The sequence below is a fragment of the Rhodanobacter sp. FW106-HT46G03 genome (genome assembly GCF_058789895.1).
Genome location: NZ_JBYTCC010000001.1, coordinates 90,420 through 116,167 on the forward strand (window position 1 = coordinate 90,420; position 25,748 = coordinate 116,167).

At 67.5% G+C, this 25,748-nt stretch carries 24 protein-coding genes; 17 read left to right on the top strand and 7 right to left on the bottom strand.

Annotated features, from left to right (window positions below; translation table 11 throughout):
• Positions 1-84: 84 nt before the first annotated feature.
• The 4 genes from AC3WP6_RS00415 to AC3WP6_RS00430 all read right to left on the bottom strand — a co-directional run bounded on the left by AC3WP6_RS00415 (position 85) and on the right by AC3WP6_RS00430 (position 2,980).
• Positions 85-537 carry a flagella synthesis protein FlgN gene (locus AC3WP6_RS00415; RefSeq protein ID WP_492625829.1) on the bottom strand — a complete coding sequence of 151 codons (453 nt, stop codon included), beginning with the start codon at positions 535-537 and terminating at the stop codon, positions 85-87.
• On the bottom strand, positions 534-875 hold the full coding sequence (flgM, locus tag AC3WP6_RS00420; protein ID WP_492625830.1) for a flagellar biosynthesis anti-sigma factor FlgM: 342 nt from the start codon (positions 873-875) through the stop codon (positions 534-536). The genes AC3WP6_RS00415 and flgM overlap by 4 nt, the downstream gene beginning before the upstream one ends.
• 90 nt (positions 876-965) lie before the next feature.
• Entirely contained in the window at positions 966-1,679 is a 714-nt protein-coding gene (gene flgA / locus AC3WP6_RS00425; protein WP_492625831.1) for a flagellar basal body P-ring formation chaperone FlgA, read from the bottom strand.
• Positions 1,676-2,980 (bottom strand): methyl-accepting chemotaxis protein, encoded by a 1,305-nt coding sequence (locus AC3WP6_RS00430; RefSeq protein ID WP_492625832.1) that lies wholly within the window; start codon positions 2,978-2,980, stop codon positions 1,676-1,678. The genes flgA and AC3WP6_RS00430 overlap by 4 nt, the downstream gene beginning before the upstream one ends.
• 493 nt (positions 2,981-3,473) lie before the next feature.
• Between AC3WP6_RS00430 and AC3WP6_RS00435 the strand changes: the two genes are divergently transcribed.
• The 12 genes from AC3WP6_RS00435 (at position 3,474) to flgL (ending at position 14,988) form a co-directional block, all read left to right on the top strand.
• Positions 3,474-4,406 (top strand): chemotaxis protein, encoded by a 933-nt coding sequence (locus AC3WP6_RS00435; protein WP_492625833.1) that lies wholly within the window; start codon positions 3,474-3,476, stop codon positions 4,404-4,406.
• Between the two features lie 168 nt (positions 4,407-4,574).
• Positions 4,575-4,988 carry a flagellar basal body rod protein FlgB gene (flgB, locus tag AC3WP6_RS00440; RefSeq protein ID WP_492625834.1) on the top strand — a complete coding sequence of 138 codons (414 nt, stop codon included), beginning with the start codon at positions 4,575-4,577 and terminating at the stop codon, positions 4,986-4,988.
• Entirely contained in the window at positions 4,988-5,413 is a 426-nt protein-coding gene (flgC, locus tag AC3WP6_RS00445) for a flagellar basal body rod protein FlgC (RefSeq protein ID WP_492625835.1), read from the top strand. Before flgB ends, flgC begins: the two co-directional genes overlap by 1 nt.
• An 11-nt stretch (positions 5,414-5,424) precedes the next feature.
• Positions 5,425-6,090 (top strand): flagellar hook assembly protein FlgD, encoded by a 666-nt coding sequence (locus AC3WP6_RS00450; RefSeq protein WP_492625836.1) that lies wholly within the window; start codon positions 5,425-5,427, stop codon positions 6,088-6,090.
• Positions 6,091-6,120: 30 nt separating this feature from the next.
• Positions 6,121-7,341 carry a flagellar hook protein FlgE gene (gene flgE / locus AC3WP6_RS00455; RefSeq protein ID WP_492625837.1) on the top strand — a complete coding sequence of 407 codons (1,221 nt, stop codon included), beginning with the start codon at positions 6,121-6,123 and terminating at the stop codon, positions 7,339-7,341.
• 16 nt (positions 7,342-7,357) lie between these two features.
• Complete coding sequence (gene flgF, locus AC3WP6_RS00460; protein ID WP_492625838.1) at positions 7,358-8,098, top strand: flagellar basal-body rod protein FlgF; 741 nt, start codon at positions 7,358-7,360, stop codon at positions 8,096-8,098.
• 19 nt (positions 8,099-8,117) lie between these two features.
• Positions 8,118-8,903: a flagellar basal-body rod protein FlgG gene (gene flgG, locus AC3WP6_RS00465; RefSeq protein WP_492625839.1), complete on the top strand. Its 786-nt coding sequence runs from the start codon at positions 8,118-8,120 to the stop codon at positions 8,901-8,903.
• An 11-nt stretch (positions 8,904-8,914) separates the two neighbouring features.
• On the top strand, positions 8,915-9,586 hold the full coding sequence (gene flgH, locus AC3WP6_RS00470) for a flagellar basal body L-ring protein FlgH (RefSeq protein WP_492625840.1): 672 nt from the start codon (positions 8,915-8,917) through the stop codon (positions 9,584-9,586).
• A 2-nt stretch (positions 9,587-9,588) separates the two neighbouring features.
• Positions 9,589-10,836, top strand: a complete 1,248-nt coding sequence (locus AC3WP6_RS00475; RefSeq protein ID WP_492625841.1) for a flagellar basal body P-ring protein FlgI — start codon at positions 9,589-9,591, stop codon at positions 10,834-10,836.
• Position 10,837: 1 nt separating this feature from the next.
• On the top strand, positions 10,838-11,860 hold the full coding sequence (gene flgJ, locus AC3WP6_RS00480) for a flagellar assembly peptidoglycan hydrolase FlgJ (RefSeq protein ID WP_492625842.1): 1,023 nt from the start codon (positions 10,838-10,840) through the stop codon (positions 11,858-11,860).
• A 22-nt stretch (positions 11,861-11,882) separates the two neighbouring features.
• A complete protein-coding gene (flgK, locus tag AC3WP6_RS00485; RefSeq protein ID WP_492625843.1) occupies positions 11,883-13,763 on the top strand; it encodes a flagellar hook-associated protein FlgK in 1,881 nt (626 codons plus the stop codon).
• Between the two features lie 13 nt (positions 13,764-13,776).
• Entirely contained in the window at positions 13,777-14,988 is a 1,212-nt protein-coding gene (flgL, locus tag AC3WP6_RS00490; protein WP_492625844.1) for a flagellar hook-associated protein FlgL, read from the top strand.
• A gap of 235 nt (positions 14,989-15,223) precedes the next feature.
• Here the strand turns inward: flgL and AC3WP6_RS00495 are convergent, their stop codons facing one another.
• From AC3WP6_RS00495 to AC3WP6_RS00505, 3 genes are all read right to left on the bottom strand, one after another.
• Positions 15,224-15,976 carry a GNAT family N-acetyltransferase gene (locus AC3WP6_RS00495; protein WP_492625845.1) on the bottom strand — a complete coding sequence of 251 codons (753 nt, stop codon included), beginning with the start codon at positions 15,974-15,976 and terminating at the stop codon, positions 15,224-15,226.
• Position 15,977: 1 nt separating this feature from the next.
• A complete protein-coding gene (rffA, locus tag AC3WP6_RS00500) occupies positions 15,978-17,174 on the bottom strand; it encodes a dTDP-4-amino-4,6-dideoxygalactose transaminase (RefSeq protein WP_492625846.1) in 1,197 nt (398 codons plus the stop codon).
• Positions 17,175-17,241: 67 nt separating this feature from the next.
• A complete protein-coding gene (locus tag AC3WP6_RS00505) occupies positions 17,242-21,381 on the bottom strand; it encodes a glycosyltransferase (protein ID WP_492625847.1) in 4,140 nt (1,379 codons plus the stop codon).
• Between the two features lie 354 nt (positions 21,382-21,735).
• Between AC3WP6_RS00505 and AC3WP6_RS00510 the strand changes: the two genes are divergently transcribed.
• The 5 genes from AC3WP6_RS00510 (at position 21,736) to AC3WP6_RS00530 (ending at position 25,676) form a co-directional block, all read left to right on the top strand.
• Positions 21,736-22,926 (top strand): flagellin N-terminal helical domain-containing protein, encoded by a 1,191-nt coding sequence (locus AC3WP6_RS00510; protein WP_492625848.1) that lies wholly within the window; start codon positions 21,736-21,738, stop codon positions 22,924-22,926.
• Positions 22,927-23,110: 184 nt separating this feature from the next.
• Positions 23,111-24,535 (top strand): flagellar filament capping protein FliD, encoded by a 1,425-nt coding sequence (gene fliD, locus AC3WP6_RS00515; RefSeq protein ID WP_492625849.1) that lies wholly within the window; start codon positions 23,111-23,113, stop codon positions 24,533-24,535.
• Between the two features lie 12 nt (positions 24,536-24,547).
• On the top strand, positions 24,548-24,970 hold the full coding sequence (fliS, locus tag AC3WP6_RS00520; protein ID WP_492625850.1) for a flagellar export chaperone FliS: 423 nt from the start codon (positions 24,548-24,550) through the stop codon (positions 24,968-24,970).
• A 5-nt stretch (positions 24,971-24,975) separates the two neighbouring features.
• On the top strand, positions 24,976-25,263 hold the full coding sequence (locus AC3WP6_RS00525) for a flagellar protein FliT (protein ID WP_492628612.1): 288 nt from the start codon (positions 24,976-24,978) through the stop codon (positions 25,261-25,263).
• Positions 25,264-25,307: 44 nt separating this feature from the next.
• Positions 25,308-25,676 carry a flagellar export chaperone FliS gene (locus AC3WP6_RS00530; RefSeq protein ID WP_492625851.1) on the top strand — a complete coding sequence of 123 codons (369 nt, stop codon included), beginning with the start codon at positions 25,308-25,310 and terminating at the stop codon, positions 25,674-25,676.
• The last annotated feature ends 72 nt before the right edge of the window (positions 25,677-25,748 follow it).

Sequence of the window (25,748 nt, forward strand, 5' to 3'; positions counted from 1 at the left end):
GGACAGGGCGAGGGAAAACTGCCGACCATCCGCGCAGCGCGGGGATCACGCGCGCGGACAGCGCCGTGGCTCAGGGCAAAGGCATCAGGCGGCAGCCAGCGGGCGCGAACGCATGATGCCGCCGCGCAGCCCGCCGCCGCTGTCGTACAGGCCGTTGCCGTTGTCGTCGCCGCCGGTGAGGATCGCCAATGCCTGGCGCACGGCGCGCAAACGCTGGCTGGCAAGGTTGCCGTTGCGCAGGTTTTGCTCCTGGCACTGCTGCAGCGCGGTCACCAGCTCGCGCCAGGCCGGGTTGCGGCTGGCTGCGACTTGCGGTTGTTCGCGGGCAAATTGCTGGCGCTCGGCATCGAGGGCTTCAAGCTGCTGCATCAACGCCTGCTTGCGCGCGCCGGTCTGGTCGATGGCCTCGGTGTCGCCGTCGTGCAGGGCCACCCGTTCGGCGGTCAATACGCTGCCGAGCTGGGCCAGACCACCGCGCATTTCGCCCAGGATGGCGTCCAGCGCGGTCGCGAACTCCTGCGCCAGCGCGGTGTTCATGCCTTGCCCGTACCGCCGAGCTGGTGGTCCAGCGAAATCAGCCGGTCGGCAATGTTGCCGGGGTTGATCTGGTAGCTGCCGCTGGCAATCGCGGCGCGCACCTGGTCGACCCGTTTGGTGTCGATCGCGCTGCCGTTGTCCGGGCGGGCGGCTTGCTGCAATGCCCGCGCGGAGTCGGTCAGCTTGACCTGATCGGTGCCGTGGCCCACCGCGGCGGCACCGGAACCCGTTCCGGCGTCGGTGCCGGCGGCCCCGGCCGCACCACCGCTGCCCGGGTTGCCGGAAACCTGCGGAAGCTGCGGTGGCAAACCGTTGTTGGAGATGGTCGCGCTCATCATGTGTACTCGCTGGGTGAAGCCCCTGTGTGACCTTTTACGGCAGTCGAGCAGGAAACTTTAGAGGCCCTGCCTTGTGATGTTCGTCACAGTTCAGGGAAGTGTCCGTACCACGCCCGGGCCGCTGACGACGCCGTCGACAATGGTGCCCGAACTGCCGTTGCGCACGCGCAGTCGTGTGCCATTGTCGCCGCTGCCCAGGGCAACGCCGTCGGCGCGCACGACGATATCGCCAAGTTGCGCCACCATCTGCACGCGGTCGCCGGCGCGCACCATGGTGCGCCCGCCGAGTGCGGCCGGGGTCAGCACGCTGCCGGCGGGCAGCGCGCGCGCCAACGTCCGGTCGGCGAGCTGATCCGGTTGGTCGAGATAGCCGTAGCCGAGGCGCGCCACGTCGCGTTCCTCGCTGCGCACATCGTCGGCGTGGATGCCGTCGCCGCGCCGCAGGGCGTGGGTGGTCACCAGCACCTGGCGAAAGACCTGCAGGTGCACCGGCACCCGGATCGTCCAGCCTTGTGGCGTTTGTCGACAACTGACTGGCACGCTGACTTGCGGCATCGCGCGCACGCCATCGGGTACCTTGGCGGTCAACGGCACGCCACAGGGCGCGAGGCGCAGGCGCGGGTTGAGCGCGGCGGCCTGCGCCACGACGCGGGCACCGGGCGTACCGAAGTAGGCGCGCACCGCTTGCTCGGCGGCACTGCGCGCGGTGGCGTGTGCGCCGATGGGCGTGCCGATGCCCAGCACGGCAAGGGCCAGCCAGATGCATGGCTGGCGCAAACCGATGCGGGCACGGCAAGCACTCATGCGTCGGCCAGCAGGCTGCCAAGTTGCGCAATCAGCGCATCGCGGCCGGTTTCGATCTGTCGCAAGGCTTCGCCCGCCGGGCCGGTTTCGCCGTTGCCAAGCAGGGTGACAAAGCGCTCGCCTTGCGCGCACAACTCGGTGCCGGTGGCGCCCAGCGCGGCGCTGGCTGCGTGTTGCGAGTGCAGGGCCACCAGGCGCTCCACACTACGCCGGATCGCGTGGGTGTCGAACCAGCGGCGGTCGAGCGCAGCCGGCTCGGCCAACGCCGCAGTCGCAGATTGGCTCAGATTGCTGGCGCTTTCGCGCACGGTCAGGCTCAAGCTGGCCGGGTCGTTGCCGCTCAGGCTTTCCAGCCAGTCCAGGCCCAGCCGTTGCGAAAGCAGGGCCGCGCGTTGCAATGCTTCGGCCTGGCGCTGCGCTTCGTTGCCGCGACGCTGCAAGGCACCCAGCACCGATTGTGCAGCGGTGGCGCGTGCGTGTTGGGCGTCGTGGCTCTGCACCAACTGGTGCATGCGCTCGCGTGTTGCGGACAGGGCGCTGCTGCCGGCGCCAAGTGTGGCGCTCGACTGCGCGGCGCCGGTCTGCGCGCGTTCGAGCTGGGCCAGCCCGTGCTGCACGTCGCCGTTCAATTGGGTGGAGAAGTCGCCGATCGAGCTGGTGACGTTCTCGATCTCCGCCGTGGCATCGGCGGTTTTTTCCGCCAGTTGCTTCACCTCGTCGGCCACCACCGCAAACCCGCGCCCGGCTTCGCCGGCGCGCGCGGCCTCGATCGCGGCGTTCAGTGCCACCAGGTTGGTCTGGTGCGCGATCTCCTGCACTGTCGCGGTGAGCTTGCGGATCTGTTCGACTTGCTCGGCCAGCTTGCTCTGGTTGCGGTTCATCGCCGCCAGCGCGCTGCGCAACAGGCGCAGCTGGCCATCCAGCTCCGCCACCGACGCGGTGCCGGCTTCACCGGCGGTGCTGGCGGCCGCCAACTGCGCGTCCACCTCGGCCAGTGCCGTCGAGATCCCGGCGCTGCCCGCCGTCAAGTGGTCGACGCTGGCGCGACTCTCGGTGGCCGCCTTGTCGAGTGCACCCTGCTCGCCGGCCAACCGCTGCACGGCCCCCAGCACCAGGCTTTGCTGCTCGATGCATTGCAGCGCCACCGCCGCCGGCGGGCGCGCGGCGACGCGCGCCAGGAGCGGCGCCAAGACCTGCGCGGCGCGCGGATATCGGCGCCGCAGGCTGGCGACCTCGGCCTCGCGACCGGCCGCCGCGGCCTCCACGAGGGCCGCGAGATGCGGGTTCCAGATCAGACTCATGGGCTGAACATCACCTTGGGTTATGGCGCACGGTGCGCTTGCCGTCACTGCATCGTCCGAATTTCATGAAGCTTGAGAAAGCAAGCCGCATGCCAGTGGGGGCGTGGTGTGGTTGGGCGATGGGTGCGGCGCCGAAAGGCTAGGTGCGTCTTGCGCCGTGCCCCCTGTGGGCCGGGCTTCTGGCGGAATGGCCGCATGCCTGGTTGGGCGTCCGCGATAGCTGTGGCTTCAGAGCGGTTTCGTGCCGCGCCAGCGGCACGAAACCGCTTTGATGCTGCGTCGACCGCAGAGATACCCACCATTCCAGCCAACAGCCCGTCGGGATGAATCCCGACCCACATCCACCCTCGTGCCCGCGCCATCGCGATTCCCGATTCCCCTTGTAGTGCGCGACGCCGGAGCGTGCGGCCGGCGATGCTCAAGCACCCGGCGGCGTGGCCGATAGCGTCCGCGTGGCGCCACGCCGGCGCCTGCGCAGACCAAGGTGGAATTCATGGGCAACTCGCTGCTGGAACGCGTCGAGCAACACACGCGGCTGGCCGGACACAATCGCGTGGCGATGCTGCTGTTCCGGCTGGGCGATGCGCAGTTGTTCGGCATCAACGTGTTCAAGGTGCGCGAGGTAATGCGGCGGCCGCCGCTGGAACGCATGCTGGGCGTGCACGCGCTGCTGGCCGGCAGTTGCGACTATCGCGGGCAGACCATCCCGGTGATCGACCTGGCCGCCGCGCTCGGCTACCCGCCGCTGCGCGAGGTGGATTCGGCGCATTTGATGGTGACCGAGTTCAGCGGCAGCGTGCAGGGGTTCCTGGTGGCCGACCTGCAGCGCATGGTGCAGGTCGATGGCGGGCAGATGGCGGCGCCGCCGACTGCACTCGGGTTTGGCAACAAGGTCAACGCGGTGACCCGCGTGGATGGCGCGCTGCTGGCGGTGGTGGATGTGGAGCAAGTGCTGGCCGGCATCGATTCGGCGCCGGCCGACCTGTCGCTGCAGATGCAGCGGCTGGCCGAGGCGCGCGCGATGACGCCGCGGCGGGTGCTGGTGGCGGACGACTCACTGGTGGCGCGCCGGCGGCTGGTGGCGCTGTTCAAGCAGATGAACATCGAGTGCATCGTGGCGAAGGACGGCGAGGAGGCGCTGGCAAAGCTGCACCAGCTGGCAGAGGGCAACCCGGCCGAAGGCGTGAAGCTGGTGGTGTCCGATATCGAAATGCCGCGTTTGGACGGCTACGCACTGACCCGCGCCATCCGCGAGGATGCGCAACTGCGCGCGCTCAAGGTGGTGCTGCACAGCTCGCTCTCCGGCGGCTTCAACACCTCGATGGTGAAAGAGGTGAAGGCCGACGCGTTTGTTGCCAAGTTCCAGCCCGACCTTTTGGCGCAGGCGGTGTTTGAACTGTTGCCGGCCGAATCGGCCAAGGCCTGACGGGGATGCGACGCGCGGGTTGACCGCGTCAACAATCCGACTCCGGCCATGCGCGGCTTGTGCGGGGCCCGGGCGAAATGGCGCCCGGCCCATGCGCCGCAACGGTTCGCGGCCCGTGGCATGCAACTTGCCTTTGACTTTCGTGCAGCCACTGCACGCGGAGTCGAGATGAGCGCATTGCCTGAAAACCTGTTTGGCATCCACACCCAGGCGCTGGCGCTTTGGCAGCGCCGGGCGGACGTGCTGGCCAACAATCTTGCCAACGCCGACACCCCCGGCTTTCTTGCGCGCGATGTGGATTTTCGCAAGGCGCTCCAGGCGGCGGGCGGCACGGCCGGCGGCAACCTGCCGTTGGCGACGCCGGATACCGGACAAATCGGCAATGGCCAAGGCGCCGCGCCGGGGCAGGCACCGCTTGAATACCGCGTGCCCAGCCAGCCGACGATGGATGGCAACACCGTCGACACGCAGGTGGAGCAGGCCGATTTTGCCGGCAACACGGTGCATTACCAGGCCAGCCTTTCCTTCATTACCGCGCAGATCAGCATGCTGCGCACCGCCATCACCGGAGGGCAGGGCTGATGTCGCTGTATTCCATTTTCAACGTGGCCGGCACCGGCATGGCCGCGCAATCGCTGCGGCTCAACACGGTGGCCAGCAACCTCGCCAACGCGGAAAGCGTGGCGACCACGCCGCAGGGTGCCTACCGCGCCCGCGAGCCGGTGTTTGCCGCGATCCATCGCCAGTCGCTCGGCAGCGCTGCGGACGGCGCCGCCGCCCAAGGCGTGCAGGTGCTTGGCGTCAGCGAGAGCCAGGCCGATGTGCCGGCGCGGTACGAGCCGGGCAACCCGCTGGCAAACGCCCAAGGCTACGTGTACGGCTCCAACGTCAACCCGGTCGACGAGCTGGTCAACATGATCTCCGCGTCGCGCTCCTACCAGAACAACGTCGAGGTCATGAACAGCGCCAAGCAGTTGCTGTTGCAGACCCTGAATCTCGGCAAGTGAGAGGTGATGCGATGACTACCAATGCCATTGGTGCCGCCCCGGCATCGGCTGCTTCCGGCGTCAACGCAGCGCTTGGCAACAGCATGAGCCAAGCGGATTTCCTGAAGCTCCTGACCACGCAGCTGCAGACGCAGGACCCGACCAAGCCGATGGACAACACCCAGTTCGTGTCGCAGCTGGCGCAGTTCAGCCAGCTGGCGGCCACGCAGGACCTCAACACCAGCGTCAACAGCCTGTCCAGCCAGGTGGCCAGCTCGATGCAGTCCTCGCAGGTGCTGGGCTCGGTCGGGCTGGTGGGGCGCCACGTGCTGGTGCCGTCCAGCACGCTGAGCTATGCGGGCAGCGCCATCGCCGGCTCGGTCGGCGTGAGCGACGCCACCGCCAATGCGCAGGTGGTCATCACCAACGGGGCCGGCAAGGTCGTGCGCACGCTCGACCTCGGCCCGCAGCAGGCCGGGCTGGCCCGCTTCAGCTGGGATGGCATGGATGCCAACGGCAACCCGTTGCCGCCAGGGCAGTACGGCATCGCTGCCGCCGACCCCAAGGGCAACGCGCTCACCACCTACGTCAGCGGCACCGTGACCGGCGTTGGTTACGGCGGCGCCAAAGTGGGCACCTACGTGCAAGTCAACGGCGTGGGCGGCGTGCCGCTCACCTCCATCGCGCAGATCAACTGATCGCACGCCACCGCAACCGAGGATTCATCCATGGCTCTCAATCAAGCGCTCAGCGGCATCAAGGGTGCCCAGTCCGATCTCAACGTGATCGCCAACAACATCGCCAACGCCAACACCACCGGCTTCAAGGGTTCGCGCGCGGAGTTCGCGGATATCTACGCCTACACCGGCATCAACCTTGGCGCGACTACCGTGGGCAGCGGCACGCGCATGACCGACGTCGCCCAGCAGTTTGCGCAGGGGGATATCCAGACCACCGGCAACAGCCTCGACCTGGCCATCAGCGGCAACGGGTTTTTCGTGGTGAACACCGGCAACGGCTACGCCTACACCCGTGCTGGCGCGTTCCACCAGGACCCGGCGGGCAATGTCATCAACCAGGACCACGACGCGCTGCAGATCTACCCGTACAGCAATACCAGCAACACCTTCGATACCAGCACCCTGACCGACCTGAACCTGGTCACCGCGCAAAGCACCGCCAAGCCGAGCGGCACGGCGGTGGTGTCGTCCAACCTGCCGGCCGACGCCACGGCGCCGGTGTTGCCGTTCGATACCACCAACCCCGCCACGTTCAACCAGTCGGCCACGTTCACCGTGTACGACAGCCTGGGCTCCTCGCATCAAGCCACCACGTATTACGTCAAGACCGGCTCCAACCAGTGGAATGTGAACCTGTATGTGGACGGCCAAAGCGCCGGCACCCAGGCGCTCACATTCAACGCCACCGGCGGGCTGGCCACGCCGGCCAGCGGCGTCGTCACCTTCAACCCGCTCAATTACGCCAACGGCTCCAACCCGCAGACGCTGTCGGTCAATTTTGCCAAGACCACGCAGTACGGCACCGGCTATGCCGCCGGCACCATCAGCCAGGACGGCTATACGGCCGGCGCGCTGTCCTCGATCGACATCGACAGCGCCGGCATCGTCACCGCCAATTACTCCAACGGGCAAAGCAGCAAGCTCGGCCAGCTGGCGATGGCGAATTTCCAGAACCTGCAGGGCCTGCGCCAGCTGGGCGCCGCCAGCTGGATGGGGAGCACCGAATCGGGCACCGCGGTGATGGGCACTGCGGCCAGCGGCCAGTACGGCACCATCCAGTCCGGCTCGCTGGAGGAGTCCAACACCTCGGACACCACCGAGCAGCTGGTGGACATGATCAAGGCGCAGCGCGACTACCAGGCCAACGCACAGGTGCTGGGTACCGACAACACGCTCACCTCCACGCTGTTCAACGCGGTATCGCGCTAAGTCGAGGTAAGCCGCCGTGGATCACTCCCTCTACCTCGCGATGACCGGCGCCACCCAGGTGATGCGCGCGCAGGACGTGGTCAGCCACAACCTCGCGAACGCCTCCACCACCGGGTTCAAGAGCGAAATGGACGCGTTCCGCAGCCTGCCGGTGCTTGGCCCCGGCAGCCCCACGCGGATCAACGCGGTGGCGCAGGGCATTGGCCGCGACGATCGCCAGGGCGTGATGCAGCACACCGGGCGGCCGCTCGACGTGGCGGTGCGCGGGCCGGGCTGGATCGCGGTGCAGGCGCCGGACGGCAGCGAGGCCTATACCCGCGCCGGCGATCTGCAGCTCACCGCCGACGGCATGTTGACGGATGGCGCCGGCAACCCGGTGATCGGCAACGGCGGGCCGGTCACCATCCCCGACAGTGCGCAGATCGTGATCGGCAACGACGGCACCATCTCCACCGTGCCGCTCGGCCAGGGACCGAACACGCTGACCCAGATCGACCGCATCAAGCTGGTCGATCCCGATCCGGCCACGCTCAGCAAAGGCACCGACAGCCTGATGCACTTGGCCGGCGGGGCGGCTGCCGATGCCGACCCCGCGGTGCAGTTGGCACCGCAAATGCTTGAAGGAAGCAACGTCAACCCTTCGACGGAGCTGGTGCAGATGATCGCCCTGTCGCGCCAGTACGAGATGCAGGTGCGTTCGATCAAGACCGCCGAAGACAACGCCGACGCCAGCATGAAATTGCTGCAGGCCAACTGATACCTAGCGGAGCCGAACCATGTTTTCCTCGCTGTGGATTGCCAAGACCGGCCTCGACGCGCAGCAGACGCGGCTGGACGCCATTTCCAACAACCTCGCCAACGCCAACACCACCGGCTACAAATCCTCGCGCCCCGCGTTCCAGGATCTGATGTACCAGAACCTCGGCCAGCCCGGCGCGCAAACCACCGAGCAGACGCAGTCGCCGTCGGGCCTTTTGATGGGCACCGGCGTGCGCATGGTGGCGAACGAAAAGCTGTTCACCCAAGGCGCCATCAGCCAGACCGGCAACGCACTGGACGTGGCCATCCAGGGCCGTGGCTTCATCCAGGTGACGATGCCCGACGGCAGCACCGCGTACACCCGCGACGGCTCGCTGCACCAGGATCAGAACGGCCAGATCGTCACCGCCGACGGCTACCCGATCGAGCCGGCGATCACCCTGCCGCAAGGCGCGCAGTCGATCACCATCGGTACCGACGGCACGGTCGGCGCCAAGCTCCCCGGCCAGGCCGCGCCGCAGCAGGTGGGCAATATCCAACTGGCGGATTTCATCAACCCCGCCGGGCTGCAGTCGATGGGCCAGAACCTGTATCTGGAAACCGCTTCCAGCGGTTCGCCGCAAACCGGGCAGGCTGGACTGAACGGCATGGGCACCTTGCTGCAGGGGGCGCTGGAGTCGTCCAACGTCAACATCGTCGAGGCGATGGTGGACATGATCCAGACCCAGCGCACCTACGAGATGAACTCCAAGTCGATCAGCGCCGCCGACAACATGTTGCAAACCATCACCAACAAGACCTGAGGCACGCCGCCGTGCACGTTTCCACGCTTTTTACCCGCCTTGCCGCGGCGCTCGCCCTGGCCGTGCTTGCCGGCTGCGCCGGGTTGCAGCCCCGGCACGATGATGCCGAATGGGCCGCGACCGCGCCGGTGGCGCCGGTGGCGCCGGTCGCCGACGGCGCGATCTACCACGACGCGCAGAACATGGAACTGTTCGCCGACCCGCGTGCGCACCGCACCGGCGACATCCTCACCATCGTGCTGGTGGAGAACACGCAAGCCGTCAAGAAGGCCAATACCAGCACCAGCAAGACCGACAAGAACAAGATCGGCGCGCCCAGCCTGCTTGGCCACACCTACAACAAGGCACTGGTCGGCACCGATGCCGCGCGCAACTTCGACGGTGGCGGCTCCAGCAGCCAGAGCAACCAGCTCACCGGCAACATCACCGTCACCGTCGCCCAGCGCCTGGCCAACGGCAATCTGCTGGTGCGCGGCGAAAAGCTGCTCACCATCAACCAGGGCCAGGAGCAGATCCGGATCGCCGGCATCGTGCGCCCGCAGGACATCGGTCCGAACAACACCGTGCCTTCCACCCGCGTGGCCGATGCGCGCATTGCCTACACCGGCCGCGGCTCGCTCGCCGACTCCAACACCCAGGGCTGGCTGTCGCGCTTCTTCAACTCCAAGTGGATGCCGTTTTGACCATGAACATCCACGCAGCCGAAATGACCCGTCCCCCGGTATTGCACGTCGTGACGACCCCGCTCGGCACCTTTGCCCCCTCTCCCCGCCGGGGAGAGGGTTGGGGTGAGGGGGCGGGCTGGCGGGGTGCCGTACGGCGCGCCCTCGGCTCGGCGCTCGGCGTTTTCGCGCTGGCCGTGTTGCTGGCCGCGCCAGCCCCCGCCCGCGCCGATCGCATCGGCGACCTGACCTCGATTGGCGGCGTGCGCACCAACCAGTTGATTGGCTACGGCCTGGTCGTGGGACTGGACGGCTCGGGCGACCAGACCACGCAGGCGCCATTCACCACGCAAAGCCTGGAAAACATGCTGGAGCAGTTTGGCGTGAACGTGCCGCCGAACGTGCGCCCGCAACTCAAGAACGCGGCGGCAGTCACGATCACCGCCGAGCTGCCGCCGTTTGCCAAACCCGGCCAGGCGATCGACGTCACCGTGGCTTCCATCGGCAATGCCAAGAGCATCCGTGGCGGCGAACTCCTGATGGCGCCGCTGCGCGGCGCGGACGGCAACGTTTACGCGATCGCGCAGGGCAGCGTGATCGTGGGCGGCATCAGCGCCTCGGGCAAGAGCGGGTCGAGCGTGCAGAAGAACATCTCCGCCAGCGGCCGCATCCCCAACGGCGCCACGGTGGAACGCGCCGTGCCCTCCGCGTTTGCCGGTGCCGACGAGCTGCACCTGAATCTCAACACGCCGGATTTCACCACCGCGTCGCGCATCGTCGGCGCGATCAACCGCACCTATGGCACCGGCACCGCGCATGCGGTGGATGGCGGCACGGTGGCGGTGCGCGTGCCGCAGGACCCCACCCAGAAAGTTGCCTGGCTCGGCGCGATCCAAAGCATTGACGTGGCCCCTGGCGCACCGCCGGCGCGCGTGGTGGTGAACTCGCGCACCGGCACCGTCGTGATCGGCTCTGATGTGCGCGTGTCGGCCGCCGCGGTGGCGCAAGGCGCGATCCAGGTCACCATTGGCGAGCAGCCGCTGGTCAGCCAGCCGGCGCCGTTCAGCGGCGGGCAGACCGCAGTGGTGCCATCCAGCAATGTGCAGGTGAGCGAGGGCGGCGGCCACATGTTCAAGTTCGGCCCCGGCGTCAGCCTCGATACCATCGTGCGTGCGGTAAACCAGGTGGGCGCTTCGCCGAGCGATCTGGTTTCCATCCTGCAGGCGCTCAAGCGTGCCGGCGCGCTGCACGCCGAGCTGGTGGTGATCTGACATGGCCGACCTCGGGCTTGCCGCCAATGCGTCGCTGGACACCTGGACCAACCTGTCCGGGTTCGATCAGCTGCGCGCGGAAGCCCAGCGCAATGGCAACGCCGCGCTGCCCGCCGTGGCCAAGCAGTTCGAGGCGCTGTTCACCCAGATGATGCTGAAGTCGATGCGCGCGGCGTCCGACAGCTTTGGCGCCGGCATGGGCGACAGCGACGCCGGCAAGGCGTATCGCGACCTGTTCGACCAGCAGCTGGCGGTGAGCCTGGCGCAAAACGGCAAGGGGCTGGGCATTGCGCAAATGCTGGTGCGCCAGCTTGGCGGTGGGGTGAAACCGGGCTCGGGCACCGGGGCGTATATCGGCGCGCTCGGCGGCACTGACAGTGCCGTGGTTGGCGGCGCGGCAGACGCCGGCATCGGCGACCCCAGCCAGTTGCCGGCCACCGCCGAGGCGTTTCAGCAGCGGCTGGCCGCGCTGATCGACGCTGGCCGTGCCGTGGGCCGCAGCGCGGCGCAATGGGTGCCGCAGGATGCCAACGAATTTGTTGCCGCATTGGCGCCGTATGCGCAGGCGGCGGCGCGGCAGCTTGGCGTGTCGGTGCGCAGCGTGCTGGCGCAGGCGGCGCTGGAAACCGGCTGGGGCAAGCGCATGCCGCGCGGCGCCAACGGCGGCGCCAGCTTCAACCTGTTCGGCATCAAGGCCGGCAGCAGTTGGGACGGGCGCAAGGTGAGCGTGCCCACGCTGGAGTACGAAAACGGCGTGGCGGTGCGCAAACGCGCGCAATTCCGGGCTTATGACTCCCCGGCACAGTCGTTCAAGGATTATGCCAACCTGCTCGGCAACGACCCCCGCTACGCCGGCGTGCGTGGCCACGGTGACGACGTGCGCGGCTTTGCGCAGGCCTTGGTGCGCGGCGGTTACGCCACGGATCCGTCCTACGCGGCCAAGGTGGCAGCCATCGCCGCCAGCCCGCAAATGCGCGAAGCGCTGGCGACGCTCAAGAATGCGCCAAACCCGTCGAATAACTGACTGATTCCCGGAAAGCGCAGCCATGGCCAGTTTGTTCAGCATCGGTGTTTCGGGGCTCAATGCCGCCCAGATGGGCCTGCAAGCCACCAGCAACAACATCGCCAACGCCAGCACCGACGGTTACAGCCGCCAGAGCACGGTGCAGGCGGACCGGGTCGGCCAGAACATGGGCCGGTTCACCACCGGCGCCGGCGTGGACGTGATCGCGGTGCAGCGCGCCTACAACCAGTTCCTGACCCAGTCGCTGTGGACCGCATCCGGCACCGCGCAGGCCGCCAGCACCACCAACGACCTCACCACCGCGCTCAACGGCTTTCTCAAGAACAGCGGCAACCTGCAGACCGCGCTGGACAGTTTCTACGGCGGCTTCAACGCCGTGGCCAACGCGCCGCAGGACCCTTCCGCGCGGCAAGCGGCGATCGGCAACGCGCAGACGCTGGTGATGGCGTTCAACACCTTTGGCCAGCAGCTCGACCAGCAGCGCGCGCAGATCAACAGCCGGATCAGCGACACCGTGACCGGGATCAACTCCGCCACCCGGCAGATTGCCGCGCTCAACGACCAGATCGCGCAGGCCGGCAGCTCGCAGCCCAACGCACTGCTCGATCAGCGCGACAGCCTGATCCAGCAGCTGGCCGGGCAGACCGGCATTGCGGCGACGCCGCAGCCGGACGGCAGCATCAGCATCTACAGCACCTCCGGCCAGGTGCTGGTATCCGGCAACCACGCATATGGCCTGCAAACCGGCACCAGCGCGTTCGATGCCAGCAGCACCGTGGTGCTCGACCCGAGCGGGCACGACATCAGCTCGCAGCTGTCCGGCGGCGCGCTCGGCGCGCTGCTGAGCTACCGCAGCAATACCCTGGATGCTGCGCAAAACCAGCTCGGGCGCGCTGTGCTCGCGGTCGCGCAGGGGGTCAACGCGCAACAGGCCAAGGGTCTCGACCTGACCGGCGCGCAGGGCCAGCCGCTGTTCATCGTGCCGTACCCCAGCGTGGCGATGTTCAAGGGCAACCAGGGCACGGCGACCATTGCCGCCCAGGTGAGCGACATCGGCAAGCTCACCACCGACAACTACCTGCTGACCCGTACCGGCAGCAACACGCCACCGTCCACCAACGGCTGGGCACTGGCCACCACCGGCGGGCGCAGCGTGCCGCTCACCGCCAACCCGGATGGCACGTTCAGCGCCGAAGGCCTGACTCTCACCGTCTCCGGCAGCGCCCAAGTGGGCGACAGCTTCGAGATCCGGCCCACGCAGGACGCCGCCAGCGGGTTGGCGATGGCCACCAGCGATCCGGCAAAAATCGCCGCCGCCGCGGCGCTGGCCGCCACGCCGGGCAGCACCAACACCGGCCAGGCCGGCGTGGGTTCGGTCACCGTCGCCGACAGCGCCAACCCGGCGCTGTTCACTGCGGCCACCATCACCTTCGGTGCCGGCAACACCTACAGCGTGAACGGCGGTGCCAGCCAGGCCTTCACGCCGGGGCAGCCGATCAGCGCCAATGGCTGGAGCCTCATGCTCACCGGCACGCCGGCCAGCGGCGACACGTTTGCCGTCGGCCGGAACAGCGCCGGGCTCAACGACAACACCAACGCGCTGGATCTGGGCAACCTCGCCAATGCCGGAGTGCTGAACGGCGGCACGGTTTCCGTCGTGGGTGCGTACGGCGCGCTCACCAACCAGATCGGGCTGGCCGGCAGCATGGCCGCCAATGATCTGGCCACCCAGACCGGGCTGCTCAATCAGGCGAAGAGCGCGCAACAGAGCGCGGCCGGCGTCAATCTCGACGAGGAGGCCGCCAACCTCGTGAAGTACCAGCAGTCCTACCAGGCGTCGGCGCAGGTGATCGCCGCCGCGCAGACCGTGTTCACCAGCCTGATCGCCGCGATCAGGGCCTGAGGGAGCGCCGCCCATGATCCGCTTGTCCACCAGCTGGATGTTCCAGCAGTCGCTCTCCAGCATGCTCAGCGCGCAATCCGCACTGGCCACCACGCAAAACGCGGTGACCAGCGGGCGGCGCATCGATCTCGCCTCCGACGACCCGGCCGGCGCCGCCCAGGCGGTGTCGCTCAACCACATCATCGCCAGCACGGCGCAATACAGCAGCAACATCGACAACGCCAACGCGCGGCTGTCCACCGAGGCCAACACGCTTACCTCGTTCAACGGCCTGCTCGACCAGGTGCGCGCGATGACGCTGCAGGGCGTCAACGGCACGCTCTCCAACGCCGACCGCAACGACATGGCCACCCAGCTCACGCAGATTCGCGCACAGCTGGTGCAACTGGCCAACACCACCGACGCCAACGGCAACGCGCTGTTTGCCGGCACCGCCACCACCAACACCCCGTTCGTGACGGCCAGCGACGGCAGCGTCAGTTACGTCGGCAATGCCAGCAATCAGATGAGCCAGATCGGCAACGGCCTGCGCCTGCCCGACAGCGACGCCGGCGCGAACCTCTTCATGCACGTCCCCGCCGGCAACGGTTCGTTCGTTGTCAGCGCCGGTGCCGCCAACACCGGTACTCTCCTGGTAGGCAGCACCAGCGTCATCGACGGCAGCGCATGGCAAGCCGCCACCGCCGGCGGCCCGGCGAATTACCAGGTGAGTTTCGACGGCGCCGGCAACTGGACGGCCACCGATGCCAGCGGCACCATCGCCACCGGCGCCTATCGGGACGGCGGCAGCATCAGCTTCAACGGCATCTCGCTTGCCCTCAGCGGCACTCCCGCCGCCGGCGACAGCGTGAGCGTCAAGAGCGGCCAGACCCAGGACGTGTTCAGCACCCTGACCAACCTCATCAACAGCCTGCAGAACAGCACGCTTTCCGACACCGCGCGCAGCAACCAGATCAGCCGCCAGCTCGAATCCATCGACCAGGCGCAACACAGCGTGCTCTCCACCCAGACCGACGTTGGCGGCCGCCTGAACCGCATCAGCCAGCAAAAAACCACCTACAGCGACCTCACCCTCACCTACCAGACCACCCTCTCCGGCGTGCAGGACACCGACATGGCCAGCGCCATCAGCAAGCTCGTGCTGCAGTCCACCGCCCTGCAAGCCTCGCAACAGACGTTTGCGAAAGTGCAAGCGATGAGCTTGTTTGATTACCTGCGGGGCTAGGAGCGTCGGCGGCAGAGACCAGGCACGCGGCGGCAAGGTCGTCTTGAGCCAGCCTGGGTGACGTTTGCCGGCCCATCGTGGTTTCCCATGGTCCGGAGGCCCGCGCGGAAGATGGCCGGAACGGCGCCGCCGAATCGCCTGTGTTTCTGCCGCCCAAGCTCCCGGGACACCGAGCCGTCTTCGGATGCTTTTGCCATGTTCACTCGTCGGCGGTGCCGGGGCGCGGCGGCGGATGTCATGGCAGGCGCAGCCTGCGGTCGAGGTGATAGGTGGCGAAGGCCCGTTTCAGCGACAGTCCGGCGCGCGCCCACTGGCGCTGCACCGTGTAGTTCCACAGTTGGGTCGAGACGCCAAGCTCCAGGTACGAGTGCGCCGCGTAGTGCTGCAGGATGGCCTCGAGCAATCGCCCATACAACCCACGGCGGGAAAACCGCGGGTGCACCGCGTTGAGCACGATTTCGATCGCGCCCCGGTCCGGACGCAGGTCGCAGGTGGCGAAGCCAGCGACCCGGTCTTCAGCGGTCACCACCCAAGTGCAGCCACCAGAGTTTTCCGGCGCTAGCCGGCTGTTTGCCCATTCGACGTAGCCGGCGACGACCTTGTCCGCAGGCAGCAGCGGGTTTGCGGCGTAGTGGGAACGGTAGCCGGTGAAGCTGCGCTCGGCTATTTCCCGGATGGCGTCGCGATCGACAGTGGTGGCCAGCCGCACTCCCGGGGGCAAGGGCCTGCGCGCGAGGGTCGTCAGGTCGATGCCGTAGTAGACCAGGGTGTCCGCGTGGATCACGGGCCACCCACCGCGTTGCAATTGGACGATCGCGCCGGAGTCGCCGGCGGCGGTGCGCAGGATGATCAGTTCGGCGTCGCTGGCCTCGACTTCGTCGATGACCTCCTGCTCGGCAGTGCCCGCCGGGACGCAGCCCCGCACCACCTTGATGCCGAAGCGGGCGGAATCGAGCGCGGAATCAGCCAGGATCCGGGGCTTGTCCATTTCACCAGCCCTCCGTTCCATCTGCGGCGTTGCCGCATCCTGATTGGCTCCATGCACCGAAGACGCCGTGGTCTGCCAGGATCCCTCCGGCGACCTGCATGACGTGGTCTTGATGATCTTCGAGGCCGATCCACAGCGGCAGGCGCACCAGGCAATCGCTGACGCGATCGGTATGCCGCATCGAACCGTGCGCGCGCGCGTAGCGCCGCCCGGCGGGTGAACTGTGCAACGGGACGTAGTGGAACACGGTGCCGATGCCGGCGGCTTTCATGCGCGCGATGAAGGCGTCGCGCTGTGCGGAATCGTTGAGCAGTATGTAATACATGTGTGCGTTGTGCGTACACGCGGCAGGGATCACCGGGCGGCGCAACACCCCCTGCGCTTCCAGCGGTTCGGCCCACGCGTGGTAACGCTGCCAGATGGCCAGGCGCCGCGCGGTAATATCGTCGCCCTGTTCCAGTTGCGCCGCCAGAAATGCCGCGACCAGTTCGCTGGGCAGGTAGGATGAACCGAGGTCGACCCAAGTGTATTTGTCCACCTCGCCGCGAAAGAACTTGCTGCGGTTGGTGCCCTTCTCGCGGATGATCTCGGCCCGCTCGACCAGCGCGGGGTCGTTCACCAGCAGGGCGCCGCCTTCGCCGGCAATCACGTTCTTGGTCTCGTGGAAGCTCAGCGCCGCCAGGTCGCCGATACCACCCAACGCACGCCCCTTGTAGCTGGAGAAGATGGCCTGGGCGGCGTCCTCCACCACTTCCAAGCCATGCCGGGCGGCGATGTCCATGATCGCGTCCATCTCGCAGGCCACGCCCGCGTAGTGCACCACGCAGATCGCCCGGGTGCGCGGCGTGATGGCGGATTCGATCAGCGTCTCGTCGATGTTCAGCGTGTCGGGACGGATATCCACGAACACCGGAACCGCACCGCGCAACACGAATGCGTTGGCGGTCGAGACGAAAGTGAACGAAGGCATGATGACCTCGTCACCCGGCCGCAGACCCAGCAGGATCGCTGCCATTTCCAGCGCCCCGGTGCAGGAGTGCGTGAGCAGCGCCCTGCGCGCGCCGATGCGCTGCTCCAGCCACGCGTGGCAACGGCGGGTAAACATGCCGTCGCCGGACAGATGGCCGTCCGCATGGGCTTGGGCAATGTTGTGCAGTTCGCGGCCGACGAGATAGGGACGATTGAACGGGATGCTCATGCTTGTCCCTCACGGACAGGTTCGATGCCGGCAATGGCAGGTGCAGTGATGCGGTGCCACGGCGGCGTCAGCCTGGCAGCCAGGCGTCGCGCCAAGCGACCAGGTTGTCGCCGGTGAGCATCCAATCGCGGCGTACGACAGCGCGCAGCTCGTCGCCAATGCGCGCCGCGGCGTCGAGGTCGTTGGTGTGCATGCGGATTGCGTCCACCCATTCCTTGTAGCGGTTGCGCACGCGCGTCACCGGCAAGTCGCCGCGATAGCAGACGATGTCGCTGCACACCACCGGGAAGCCGCAGGCGCCGTATTCGAGCAGACGCAGATTGCTTTTGCAGACGTTGAACAGGTTGTCCTCGAGCGGCGCCAGGGCAAGATCGAGGTCCAGCGCGGCCAAGGCCGCCGGATATTTGTCGATCGCCACACCGTCGTGGTGCTCGTGCACGTGGGGGCGCAGCTTCTCCGGACACATGCCGAAGAACACCCACTCGACCTCGCCGGCCAGTTCGCGTACCACGTCGGCAATCAGCTCCAGGTCGCCGCGATGGCTGCTGCTGCCGGCCCAGCCAACGCGTGGCTTGGCACTCTTGCGGCGCCGGCTGGCCAGTGAACTCCACCAGTCCACCGGCAGGCGGTTCGGCACCACGCGGATGTCGCTGTGCAGGTCGGCGAACTGCTCGGCCAGCGGCGCGGTGGAGACCACGAAGCGGTCGGTCAAGGCGACCGCCTTGCGCAGTGACTTGACGACATCCCGGGGCATGCTGCCGCGATGCACGCTCTTCAGTGGCAGGTTCGGCAGGTAGTCGTCCAGCTCGTAGACCTTGAATGCGCGACTGAAGTCGCGGTAGCCGCGCATGGTTTCGAGCTGGCTGTCGGTAAGCTGGCGCTGCAGCACGATGGCGGAGGGCGCGTAGCGTTCCATGGCAATCGGCTCCAGATGCGCCGGGGCGATCATGCCTTCGGCCAGTCCTTCCCGTTGCATGGCGAGGAAGGGCTGGCGGATGCGGTAGTGGCCGCAGCCGTTGGCGTCGGCCGCCACGCAGAACAGGCGGGGCCGCAGCGGCTGCTCGAAGGGTTGCCAGGCCAGCGGCCGGGCGTGATCCAGGTCGAAACCGTTGCCGGCCAGGCTGAGGTTGCGGTTGTAGGCCGGGTCGCGCGCCAGCAGCGGCAGCCACTTGCGGTACATCGCCTGCTGCTCGCCCTTGAAACGTACGCGCTTGGCTTCCCGGGTGGTCGTGTCCACCTTGTTCTGGCTGACGCTGCCCTCGTGCATCAGGCGGGCGTAGGGTGTCCACACCGTGAGGTAGCCGGCCCGGTTCACCTTCAGGCAGAGGTCGACGTCGTTGTAGGAGACCTTGAAGTCCTGCTCGTCCAGTCCGCCCACTTCCGCGTACACCGACTTGCGGATCATCAGGCAGGCAGCGGTGACCGCGGTGTAGTTCTGGTCCACCTGCAGGCGGTGCATGTAGCCGGGCGCGTCCAGCGGCTCGCCGATGAAGGGATGGTCGGCCGGCCCGCGCAGGCCGAGCACGACGCCGGCATGCTGGATGCGCCCGTCGGGGTAGTGCAGCTTGGCGCCGACGATGCCCACCTCGGGCCGCTGCGCGTGGTTGAGCAGCGCCTCGATCCAGTCCGCGTGCAGCACCGCGGTATCGTTGTTGAGCAGGATCAGGTATTCGCCGCGCGCCTGCGCGGCGGCGAAGTTGTTGATCGCGGAGTAGTTGAACGGATGCGGCCAGCGCAGCACGCGCAGTTGCGGGTTGGCGAGCCGCTCGATGCCGTCGAGGTAGGCGCAGGCGGCCGGGTCCTGGCTGTCGTTGTCCACGATCAGCAGTTCGTAGTTCCGGTAGCTGGTCTTGGCCAGCAAGCTGTCGATCAGGCCGTTGAGCATCGGCAACTGGTCGCGGGTGGGGATGATGATCGAGACCGGCGGCTGGCACTGGTGCAGGTAGGTGATGCGATGGGAGCCGGCGAGCACGCCCGGTTGGATCTCGTGGGCGATACCAAGGCGCCCGAGGTGGGCGGCCAGGGCCTGTCTGCCCAGAGTGCTGGTGGCAGGCGCGGCCAGCCACGCCCCAAACGCGACGGCTGAGTGCAGGACGGGTTCGGCGAGATGGCCGACGCTGTCCAGTCCGAACTGCTCGATGCAGCGGAACAGGTGGTCGTAGACGGCCATCGCCCCGGCCTGCTCCTGCAGGCCGCCCGCGGCAAGCAGGCGTTCACGGTGCATGGCCAGCATGTGCCCCGTGTAGGGGTAACTGCGCAACAGATCCAGATTCACGTCCGGCTTGAAGATGGGCACCGCCGGGCGTTCATCCAGCCAAGTGTCCTCGTCGGTGTAGCAGCAGGCCATGCCGGGATGTGCCAGGGCCTTGTCGGCCAGCAACAGCAGCGCGTCATCGTCCAGTACGTCGCCGGCGTCCAGCAGGATCAGCCAGTCCGCCCGGCTTGCTGCGGCAATCGTGTTGAAGGCGGAAATCCGGCTTTCCACCACCGGATGCAGCGTGACGCCGTCGGGTACGGCCAGCCCTGCGGCGCCCAGCACGGTCACCCTGCTGGCTGGAAATGATTGCCGGTCCAGCGACTGCAATGTGCGCGCCAGGTGCCCGGCATCCCCGCCGGCATCGGCGACCAGTACGTGGAAGCCGGTTGCCCCGGCGATGCGGCGGCGCGCCAGTGCGGCACGCTTGGCGTCCAGTCGCTGCGGAACGCGCCAGCGCCGGTACTGCTCCTCCGGCGAGATGGGCTGGAACGCGATTCCCGCCTGGCCGGCCGCCGATTGCGAGGCGATGGTCAGGTTGTCGGCAAGCTTGCCAAGCAGGGTGTCGAGCAGCTCCACCCGATACGCCGCCGCAGCCGCGTCGGGTTCGATGCGCGGCAGCTCCGCGACCCGCCGGTAAAGCGCCTCGATTTGGCTCTGGAACAGCGCGTCGCTGTGGCACAGCCGCAACATGTCGCGCACCAACCGGCCGCGCCGGGCGCGCAGTGCCGGCGAGTCGATCAGCGCAAGCAGCTTTTGCCGGTAGTCGACGGGATCACGCGAGACGTAGAGCGGCGGCGGGATGGCATCCAGGTCGATGGTGAAACCGCAATCGGTCCACGCCTGTGGGGCGAACTTAAGCACCGGCTTGCCGAGTGCCGCCGCCTCGCACAACGCGGTGTTCGACGGGAACGGTACGGCATCGAGGTAAACGTCACATGCCGCGTAGGCGGCCTGCAGCTCGTCCTGCCGGGCGATATTGCCCGCCAGGTGGACGCGGTCCGGATGGTCCGCCGCAAGGCTGGTCCCGATCGGGTCGGACGCGGGACCGACCAGCAGGACATGCACGTCGGGCCGTTCGGCAAGCAGCGGCGACAGCAGGGCCGCGATCGAAACGTCGTCGATCGGCGCGAACTTGTAGGCCGAACCGCAAGACATCAGCAGTGGTGCATTCGGCGGGATGCCGTACCGGGTGCGCAAGTCGAGGTCTGGCGCCCGATCCAGGGTGGCGAGATCGAGGGGAATGGGCGCCCAGCCGATATGCGGCCGCGGTACCCCGCGCCGCGCCGCGGTGACCCGCGCCGCGCTTTCGCACAGCGAGACGATCAGGTTGCTTACGCTCGCGCCCAGCCAGAAGACATGGCTGGCGTGATCCTCGAACAGCACGGGCGGCGGCGATTCCATGCCGGCAAGCGCCACTACCGCCAGCGGGTCGTTCGGATGGATGTGCAGCACTCCGAGGTCGGCGTTGGCCAATAACCGCCGCAAACTACCGGCACGCTCCATGGGCGTCCTGCCGTGCAGCGTCTCCAGACTGATGGTTCCGTTCCCCGCCAGTTCCTCGATTGCGTGCGGAAGCGGAACGCCGTCCTGCCGAGTGACGGCGAGGGTGTGGCTGGAACCGGCGTCCAGGGCCATCCAGCGGCAGGCCAGTCGCGTATGGCCGCCGACGGCATAGGCGGTGCTCATGACGGTGAGCACCCGGCGGTGCGCGGACGGCCGTCGAGCGGGCGGCTCCGCTTGCGGCAGCATGTGGCCCACGCGTGCCAGCAAGGCCTCCAGTCGTGGCGAGGCGAAAATGCCGCAGCCCCGCAACCAGGCGATCGTCGCCGCGGTTCGGGCGAATTCGATGGCGGCATCCGGATCACCGCCGTCGGCCGCCTTTTCCATGCGGTCGAGCAGCCGCTGGAATTCGACGTGGTTTTGCGCGAGGCGTTCCTCTATTTCGGACATCAACGGGTCCCTAGTGCGCTGGGTGGATGTTGAAAAAACGGCCTCGCCGACTTTTCGACGGAACGGGATGGTCGCCAGTCACACAGCAAGGTTGATGCCAATCGGCAAATAGACACGGAGACTGCCTCGCGGCCGGGCGGGTACCGGCCGCCGCCATCCACCCGGCAGCTCATCGGTGCCGGCCGTGCGCGTGGTCATGCGCACATCCCGTGCCAACGCGAAGGGTTTTGCTGGGGTGATTCAAGAAGCCGGTACCACCGCCGAAACATCCCCTGAGGCGGTTGGCACTCCGGTCCAGGAGCCCCGCCGGAGAAGGTATCCGACAGCTTCAAGACTGCAATTAGGAGACATTCCATGTCACTGGTCATCAACACCAACGTGTCATCGCTGAACGCGCAGAACAACTTGTCCAAATCGCAGAGCGCGCTGGCCACCGCCACCATGCGCCTTTCCTCGGGCCTGCAGATCAACAGCGCCGCCGACAATGCCGCGGGCTTCGCGATTGCGCAGCGCTACACCACCCAGGTCGGTGGCCTGGCCCAGGCCAGCGCCAACGCCTCGGACGCGATCAACCTGGCGCAGACCGCCGGCAGCGCGCTGGATCAGGTCACCGCCAACCTGCAGGCGATCCGCGACCTGGCCGTGCAGTCCGCCAACGGCACCTACACTGCCGGCGACCGTTCCTCGATCGACCAGGAAGTGCAGCAGCGCCTGGCAGAAATCACCCGCATCGCCAACCAGACCACGTTCAACGGCTCCAAGGTGCTGGACGGTTCGCTGGGCACCAAGAGCTTCCAGGTCGGCGCCGACGTGGGCCAGACCATCAGCGTGAGTCTGGGCACGAGCGTGAAGGCCTCGGCGATGGGCCAGATTGCCCAGATGGAAACCGGCAACCTGAGCGGTGCGTTCGTCGACGCCAGCGGCAATGCCCAGACGATGGACCTGAGCAAGATCCAGGTCACTGGCACCGATGGCACCGCGGTCACGCTTTCCGGCAAGGCCAGCAGCGTGCAGGACCTGGCCGACGCGATCAATGCGGCAGGCGTCACCGGCGTCAGCGCGGCGGTCGACGGCAAGGGCGGCGTCAGCCTGTTTGCCAACGGCAGCTTCACGGTGGCCGATTCCGGCGCGGCCGCGAGTGGTGCAGTGACCTCGGGCGCGATCACCAGCGGTGCCTACGTGAACGGTTCCACCACGGCCACCGACGCCTCGGGCAGCATTGCCACGGCGGGCTCGCTGGCCACCGGCAATGTGCTGAGCGTCAATAGCTCCAACGCGCTGATCTCCCAGGTCGACGTGGCCCTGAAGTCGGTGGCCGACTTCGCCGCCCAGCTGGGCGCAGTGCAGAACCGCTTCCAGTCCACCATCGCCACGGTGGCGGCGCAAAGCACCAACCTGCAGGCTGCACGATCCACCATCCAGGACGCGAACTTCGCGGCCGAGACGGCGGCGCTGAGCAAGGCGAACGTGCTGCAGCAGGCGGGCATCTCGGTGCTGGCCCAAGCCAATGCCAACCCGCAGATGGCGCTGAAGCTGTTGCAGTGACGGCGGCCGGGGAATCGTTCGCGGGCTGCCCGTGCCGCGAACGGTCCCCCAGTTGGATGGCGGCTCCCGGGTGGGGCCGCCATCGCTGCGAGGGTTTCAGGCAAAGCCCATGCTGTTGGCGTGAGTTTTGCCTGTGATTCTTGGATCCCCGTCGCTGGGGATCGGGTCACCGAAGGAGCAGTCCATGACTTCCATTTCCGGCGTCGGCACCACCACGCCCCCTTCCTCCGCGGCAACCACCGGCAGTATGGGCAGCGGCCTGCTCAGCTCGGCGGGCATCGGCTCGGGGCTGAACGTCAGTGCCATCATCACCGCGCTGGTCAACGCCCAGCAGGCGGGTCCGGCGCAGCAGATCAGCTACCAGACCACCCAGCTGCAGGCGCAGGAGGCCGGGCTCACCGCGCTGGGCAGTGCGCTCAGCTCGCTGCAGGGCACACTGGGCACGCTGGGCAGCAACCTCACCTACACCAGTTTCACGGCCGCGCTGGGTGACACCACGCTGGGCACGGCCAGCACGCTGCCCAACGCGCAGCCGGGCACCTACAACCTGGTGGTGAGCCGCCTCGCCACCGCACAGTCGCGCACCAGCGGCGCTTACGCATCGAGCGCGGCGGTGGGTGCCGGAACTTTGACGGTGAGCATCGGCGGCCAGTCGATGAACATCACGGTTTCGTCCACCGACACGATCAGTGCCATCGCCAGCTCGATCAACCAGTCCAGCAGCAATCCCGGCGTGCAGGCCACCGTGATCAACGGCAGCAGTGGCTCCCAGTTGCTATTGACCTCGACCAAGACCGGGGTGGCCAACGCCTTCACCGTAAGCGCCGGTTCGGGCAGCAGCTCGGGGCTCTCCTCGCTGGCCACGACGCTGAACACGGCAGGATCCAACGAGGCCAGCGATGCCAGCCTGAGCATCAACGGCATTGCGGCCACCAGTGCCAGCAACTCGGTGAGCGGCGTACTGAACGGAGTCACCCTCAACCTGGCCAAGACGGGGTCCACCACGCTCACCGTGAGCCAGGACACCGGCACGGTGACTGGCGCGGTGAACAACTTCATCAGCGCCTACAACAGCTACATTTCCACGGTCGGGGCGCTGAGCAGCTACGACCCGAACGCCAAGCAGGCCGGGGTGCTGCTGGGTGACGCCACCCTGATGTCGGTACGGCGCCAGATCAACGGCGTGCTGAGCGGCAGCGTGGCGGGCAACAGCATCGGCTCGCTGGCGGCGCTGGGCATCACGCGCAACGCCGATGGCACGCTGGCCCTGAACAGCAGCACGCTGAACAGCGCGCTGCAGAGTAACCCGGGCGCGGTGCAGGACCTGTTTGCCGGTACCAATGGCTACGCCACCCGCCTCAACAGCATGCTGAACGGGTTCACCGCCAGCAACGGCGTCATCGCCTCGCGCACTGCCGGTATCCAGAGCCAGCTCAGCAACCTGAGCCAGGAATCGGCGGCGCTCACCGCGCGCATGAATGTCTACGCAACCCAGTTGCGCCAGCAGTACACCGCGCTGGACACCTTGATGAGCTCGCTGAACAACACCAGCAGCTATCTCAGCAGCTCGCTGAAGGCGCTGGAAAACACCTATACCGGCGGCAAGTAACGGAGACCGGGCATGACCAACGGCTACATGCGCAGCGCCAGCGCGCTGTATCAACAAACCCGCGCGGTCGGGCGGGTCGAAAACGCTGACCCGCACCAATTGATCGGCATGCTGTACGACGGCGCCATCGAGCGCATTGGGCAGGCGCGCAACCATGTGCGCAGCGGCGATGTGACCGCCAAGGGTGCGGCGATCGGCAAGGCCATTGCCATTATTGGCGAGCTGCGTGCCAGCCTCGACATGAAAGCGGGCGGCGCGCTCGCCGAGCGGCTGGATGCGCTGTACGACTACATCAACCGTCGGCTGCTGTTTGCGCAGTTGAACGACAACGAGCGCGCGCTGGCCGAATGCGTCGATCTGTTGGGCGAGGTGCGCGACGGCTGGCGCGGCATTCGCGACAACTACCTGGCCGGCCGCAGCCGGGGCGCGGTGTGACCGATATGCATGCCGGGCTTGAACGTGCGCTGGAAGTGAGCCACAGCATGTTGGCCCTGGCCCGTGACGGCCAGTGGGATAGCCTGCCGAAAATGGAGGTGGAGCGCCAACCCTTGCTGCGCGCCGAGCACCCGCGCGATGCACGCAGCCGCGACCTGCTTACGCAGCTGCTCGCGTGCAACCAGGAAATGTTGGCGTTGGCCGCAAGTGCGCGCGCCGAAGTGGCCAATGCGCTCAGCCGGCAGGTGCATGCGCGGCAGGCAATGAACGCCTACGTCAATCTGGCGCGTTAAACGCATCACAGTTTGCGGTAGCGATTGATAGTAACCAGACGACCATGAGCTATGGCGACGGCATCGACACGAAAGCGCACCCCGCGGCGGTGCGCGGGGCCGCGCCGGGGGCTCCGACGGCAACCGCCACCGAGCTGCTGGATGCCCTGCTGGAACAACTGGCGCAAGCGCGTGCGCACACCATGCGTGGCCAGCTGGCCGCCAAGGGCGAAGCCATTGCGCTGTGCATTCACCTTGCCGGGCGCTTGCGCGCGCACCTGGATGCCGGCGGTGCGCCGGCCTTGGCACCACGCTTGGCGCCGCTTTGTGATGATGCGCGGCGCGACCTGCAACAAGCCAGCCTGCACAACAACGTCGGCCTGATCGACGGCGTCACCCAAGGCTTCGAGGCCATCCGCGACGAGCTGGATTGAGCGCTGCCTTGCGGCGAGCACCTGTCAGCCGAAGCCCGATACCCCAGTGGCTGCGTTGCTTGCCGGAAGCGG

Coding starts and splice junctions, on each gene's coding strand:
- AC3WP6_RS00495 (WP_492625845.1), bottom strand. CDS start 15,976: ATGGACAAGCCCCGGATCCTGGCTGATTCCGCGCTCGATTCCGCCCGC.
- AC3WP6_RS00435 (WP_492625833.1), top strand. CDS start 3,474: ATGGGCAACTCGCTGCTGGAACGCGTCGAGCAACACACGCGGCTGGCC.
- AC3WP6_RS00525 (WP_492628612.1), top strand. CDS start 24,976: ATGCATGCCGGGCTTGAACGTGCGCTGGAAGTGAGCCACAGCATGTTG.
- fliS (WP_492625850.1), top strand. CDS start 24,548: ATGACCAACGGCTACATGCGCAGCGCCAGCGCGCTGTATCAACAAACC.
- flgJ (WP_492625842.1), top strand. CDS start 10,838: ATGGCCGACCTCGGGCTTGCCGCCAATGCGTCGCTGGACACCTGGACC.
- flgA (WP_492625831.1), bottom strand. CDS start 1,679: ATGAGTGCTTGCCGTGCCCGCATCGGTTTGCGCCAGCCATGCATCTGG.
- flgM (WP_492625830.1), bottom strand. CDS start 875: ATGATGAGCGCGACCATCTCCAACAACGGTTTGCCACCGCAGCTTCCG.
- flgG (WP_492625839.1), top strand. CDS start 8,118: ATGTTTTCCTCGCTGTGGATTGCCAAGACCGGCCTCGACGCGCAGCAG.
- AC3WP6_RS00475 (WP_492625841.1), top strand. CDS start 9,589: ATGAACATCCACGCAGCCGAAATGACCCGTCCCCCGGTATTGCACGTC.
- fliD (WP_492625849.1), top strand. CDS start 23,111: ATGACTTCCATTTCCGGCGTCGGCACCACCACGCCCCCTTCCTCCGCG.
- AC3WP6_RS00415 (WP_492625829.1), bottom strand. CDS start 537: ATGAACACCGCGCTGGCGCAGGAGTTCGCGACCGCGCTGGACGCCATC.
- rffA (WP_492625846.1), bottom strand. CDS start 17,174: ATGAGCATCCCGTTCAATCGTCCCTATCTCGTCGGCCGCGAACTGCAC.
- AC3WP6_RS00530 (WP_492625851.1), top strand. CDS start 25,308: ATGAGCTATGGCGACGGCATCGACACGAAAGCGCACCCCGCGGCGGTG.
- flgE (WP_492625837.1), top strand. CDS start 6,121: ATGGCTCTCAATCAAGCGCTCAGCGGCATCAAGGGTGCCCAGTCCGAT.
- AC3WP6_RS00505 (WP_492625847.1), bottom strand. CDS start 21,381: ATGTCCGAAATAGAGGAACGCCTCGCGCAAAACCACGTCGAATTCCAG.
- AC3WP6_RS00450 (WP_492625836.1), top strand. CDS start 5,425: ATGACTACCAATGCCATTGGTGCCGCCCCGGCATCGGCTGCTTCCGGC.
- AC3WP6_RS00510 (WP_492625848.1), top strand. CDS start 21,736: ATGTCACTGGTCATCAACACCAACGTGTCATCGCTGAACGCGCAGAAC.
- flgB (WP_492625834.1), top strand. CDS start 4,575: ATGAGCGCATTGCCTGAAAACCTGTTTGGCATCCACACCCAGGCGCTG.
- AC3WP6_RS00430 (WP_492625832.1), bottom strand. CDS start 2,980: ATGAGTCTGATCTGGAACCCGCATCTCGCGGCCCTCGTGGAGGCCGCG.
- flgK (WP_492625843.1), top strand. CDS start 11,883: ATGGCCAGTTTGTTCAGCATCGGTGTTTCGGGGCTCAATGCCGCCCAG.
- flgL (WP_492625844.1), top strand. CDS start 13,777: ATGATCCGCTTGTCCACCAGCTGGATGTTCCAGCAGTCGCTCTCCAGC.
- flgC (WP_492625835.1), top strand. CDS start 4,988: ATGTCGCTGTATTCCATTTTCAACGTGGCCGGCACCGGCATGGCCGCG.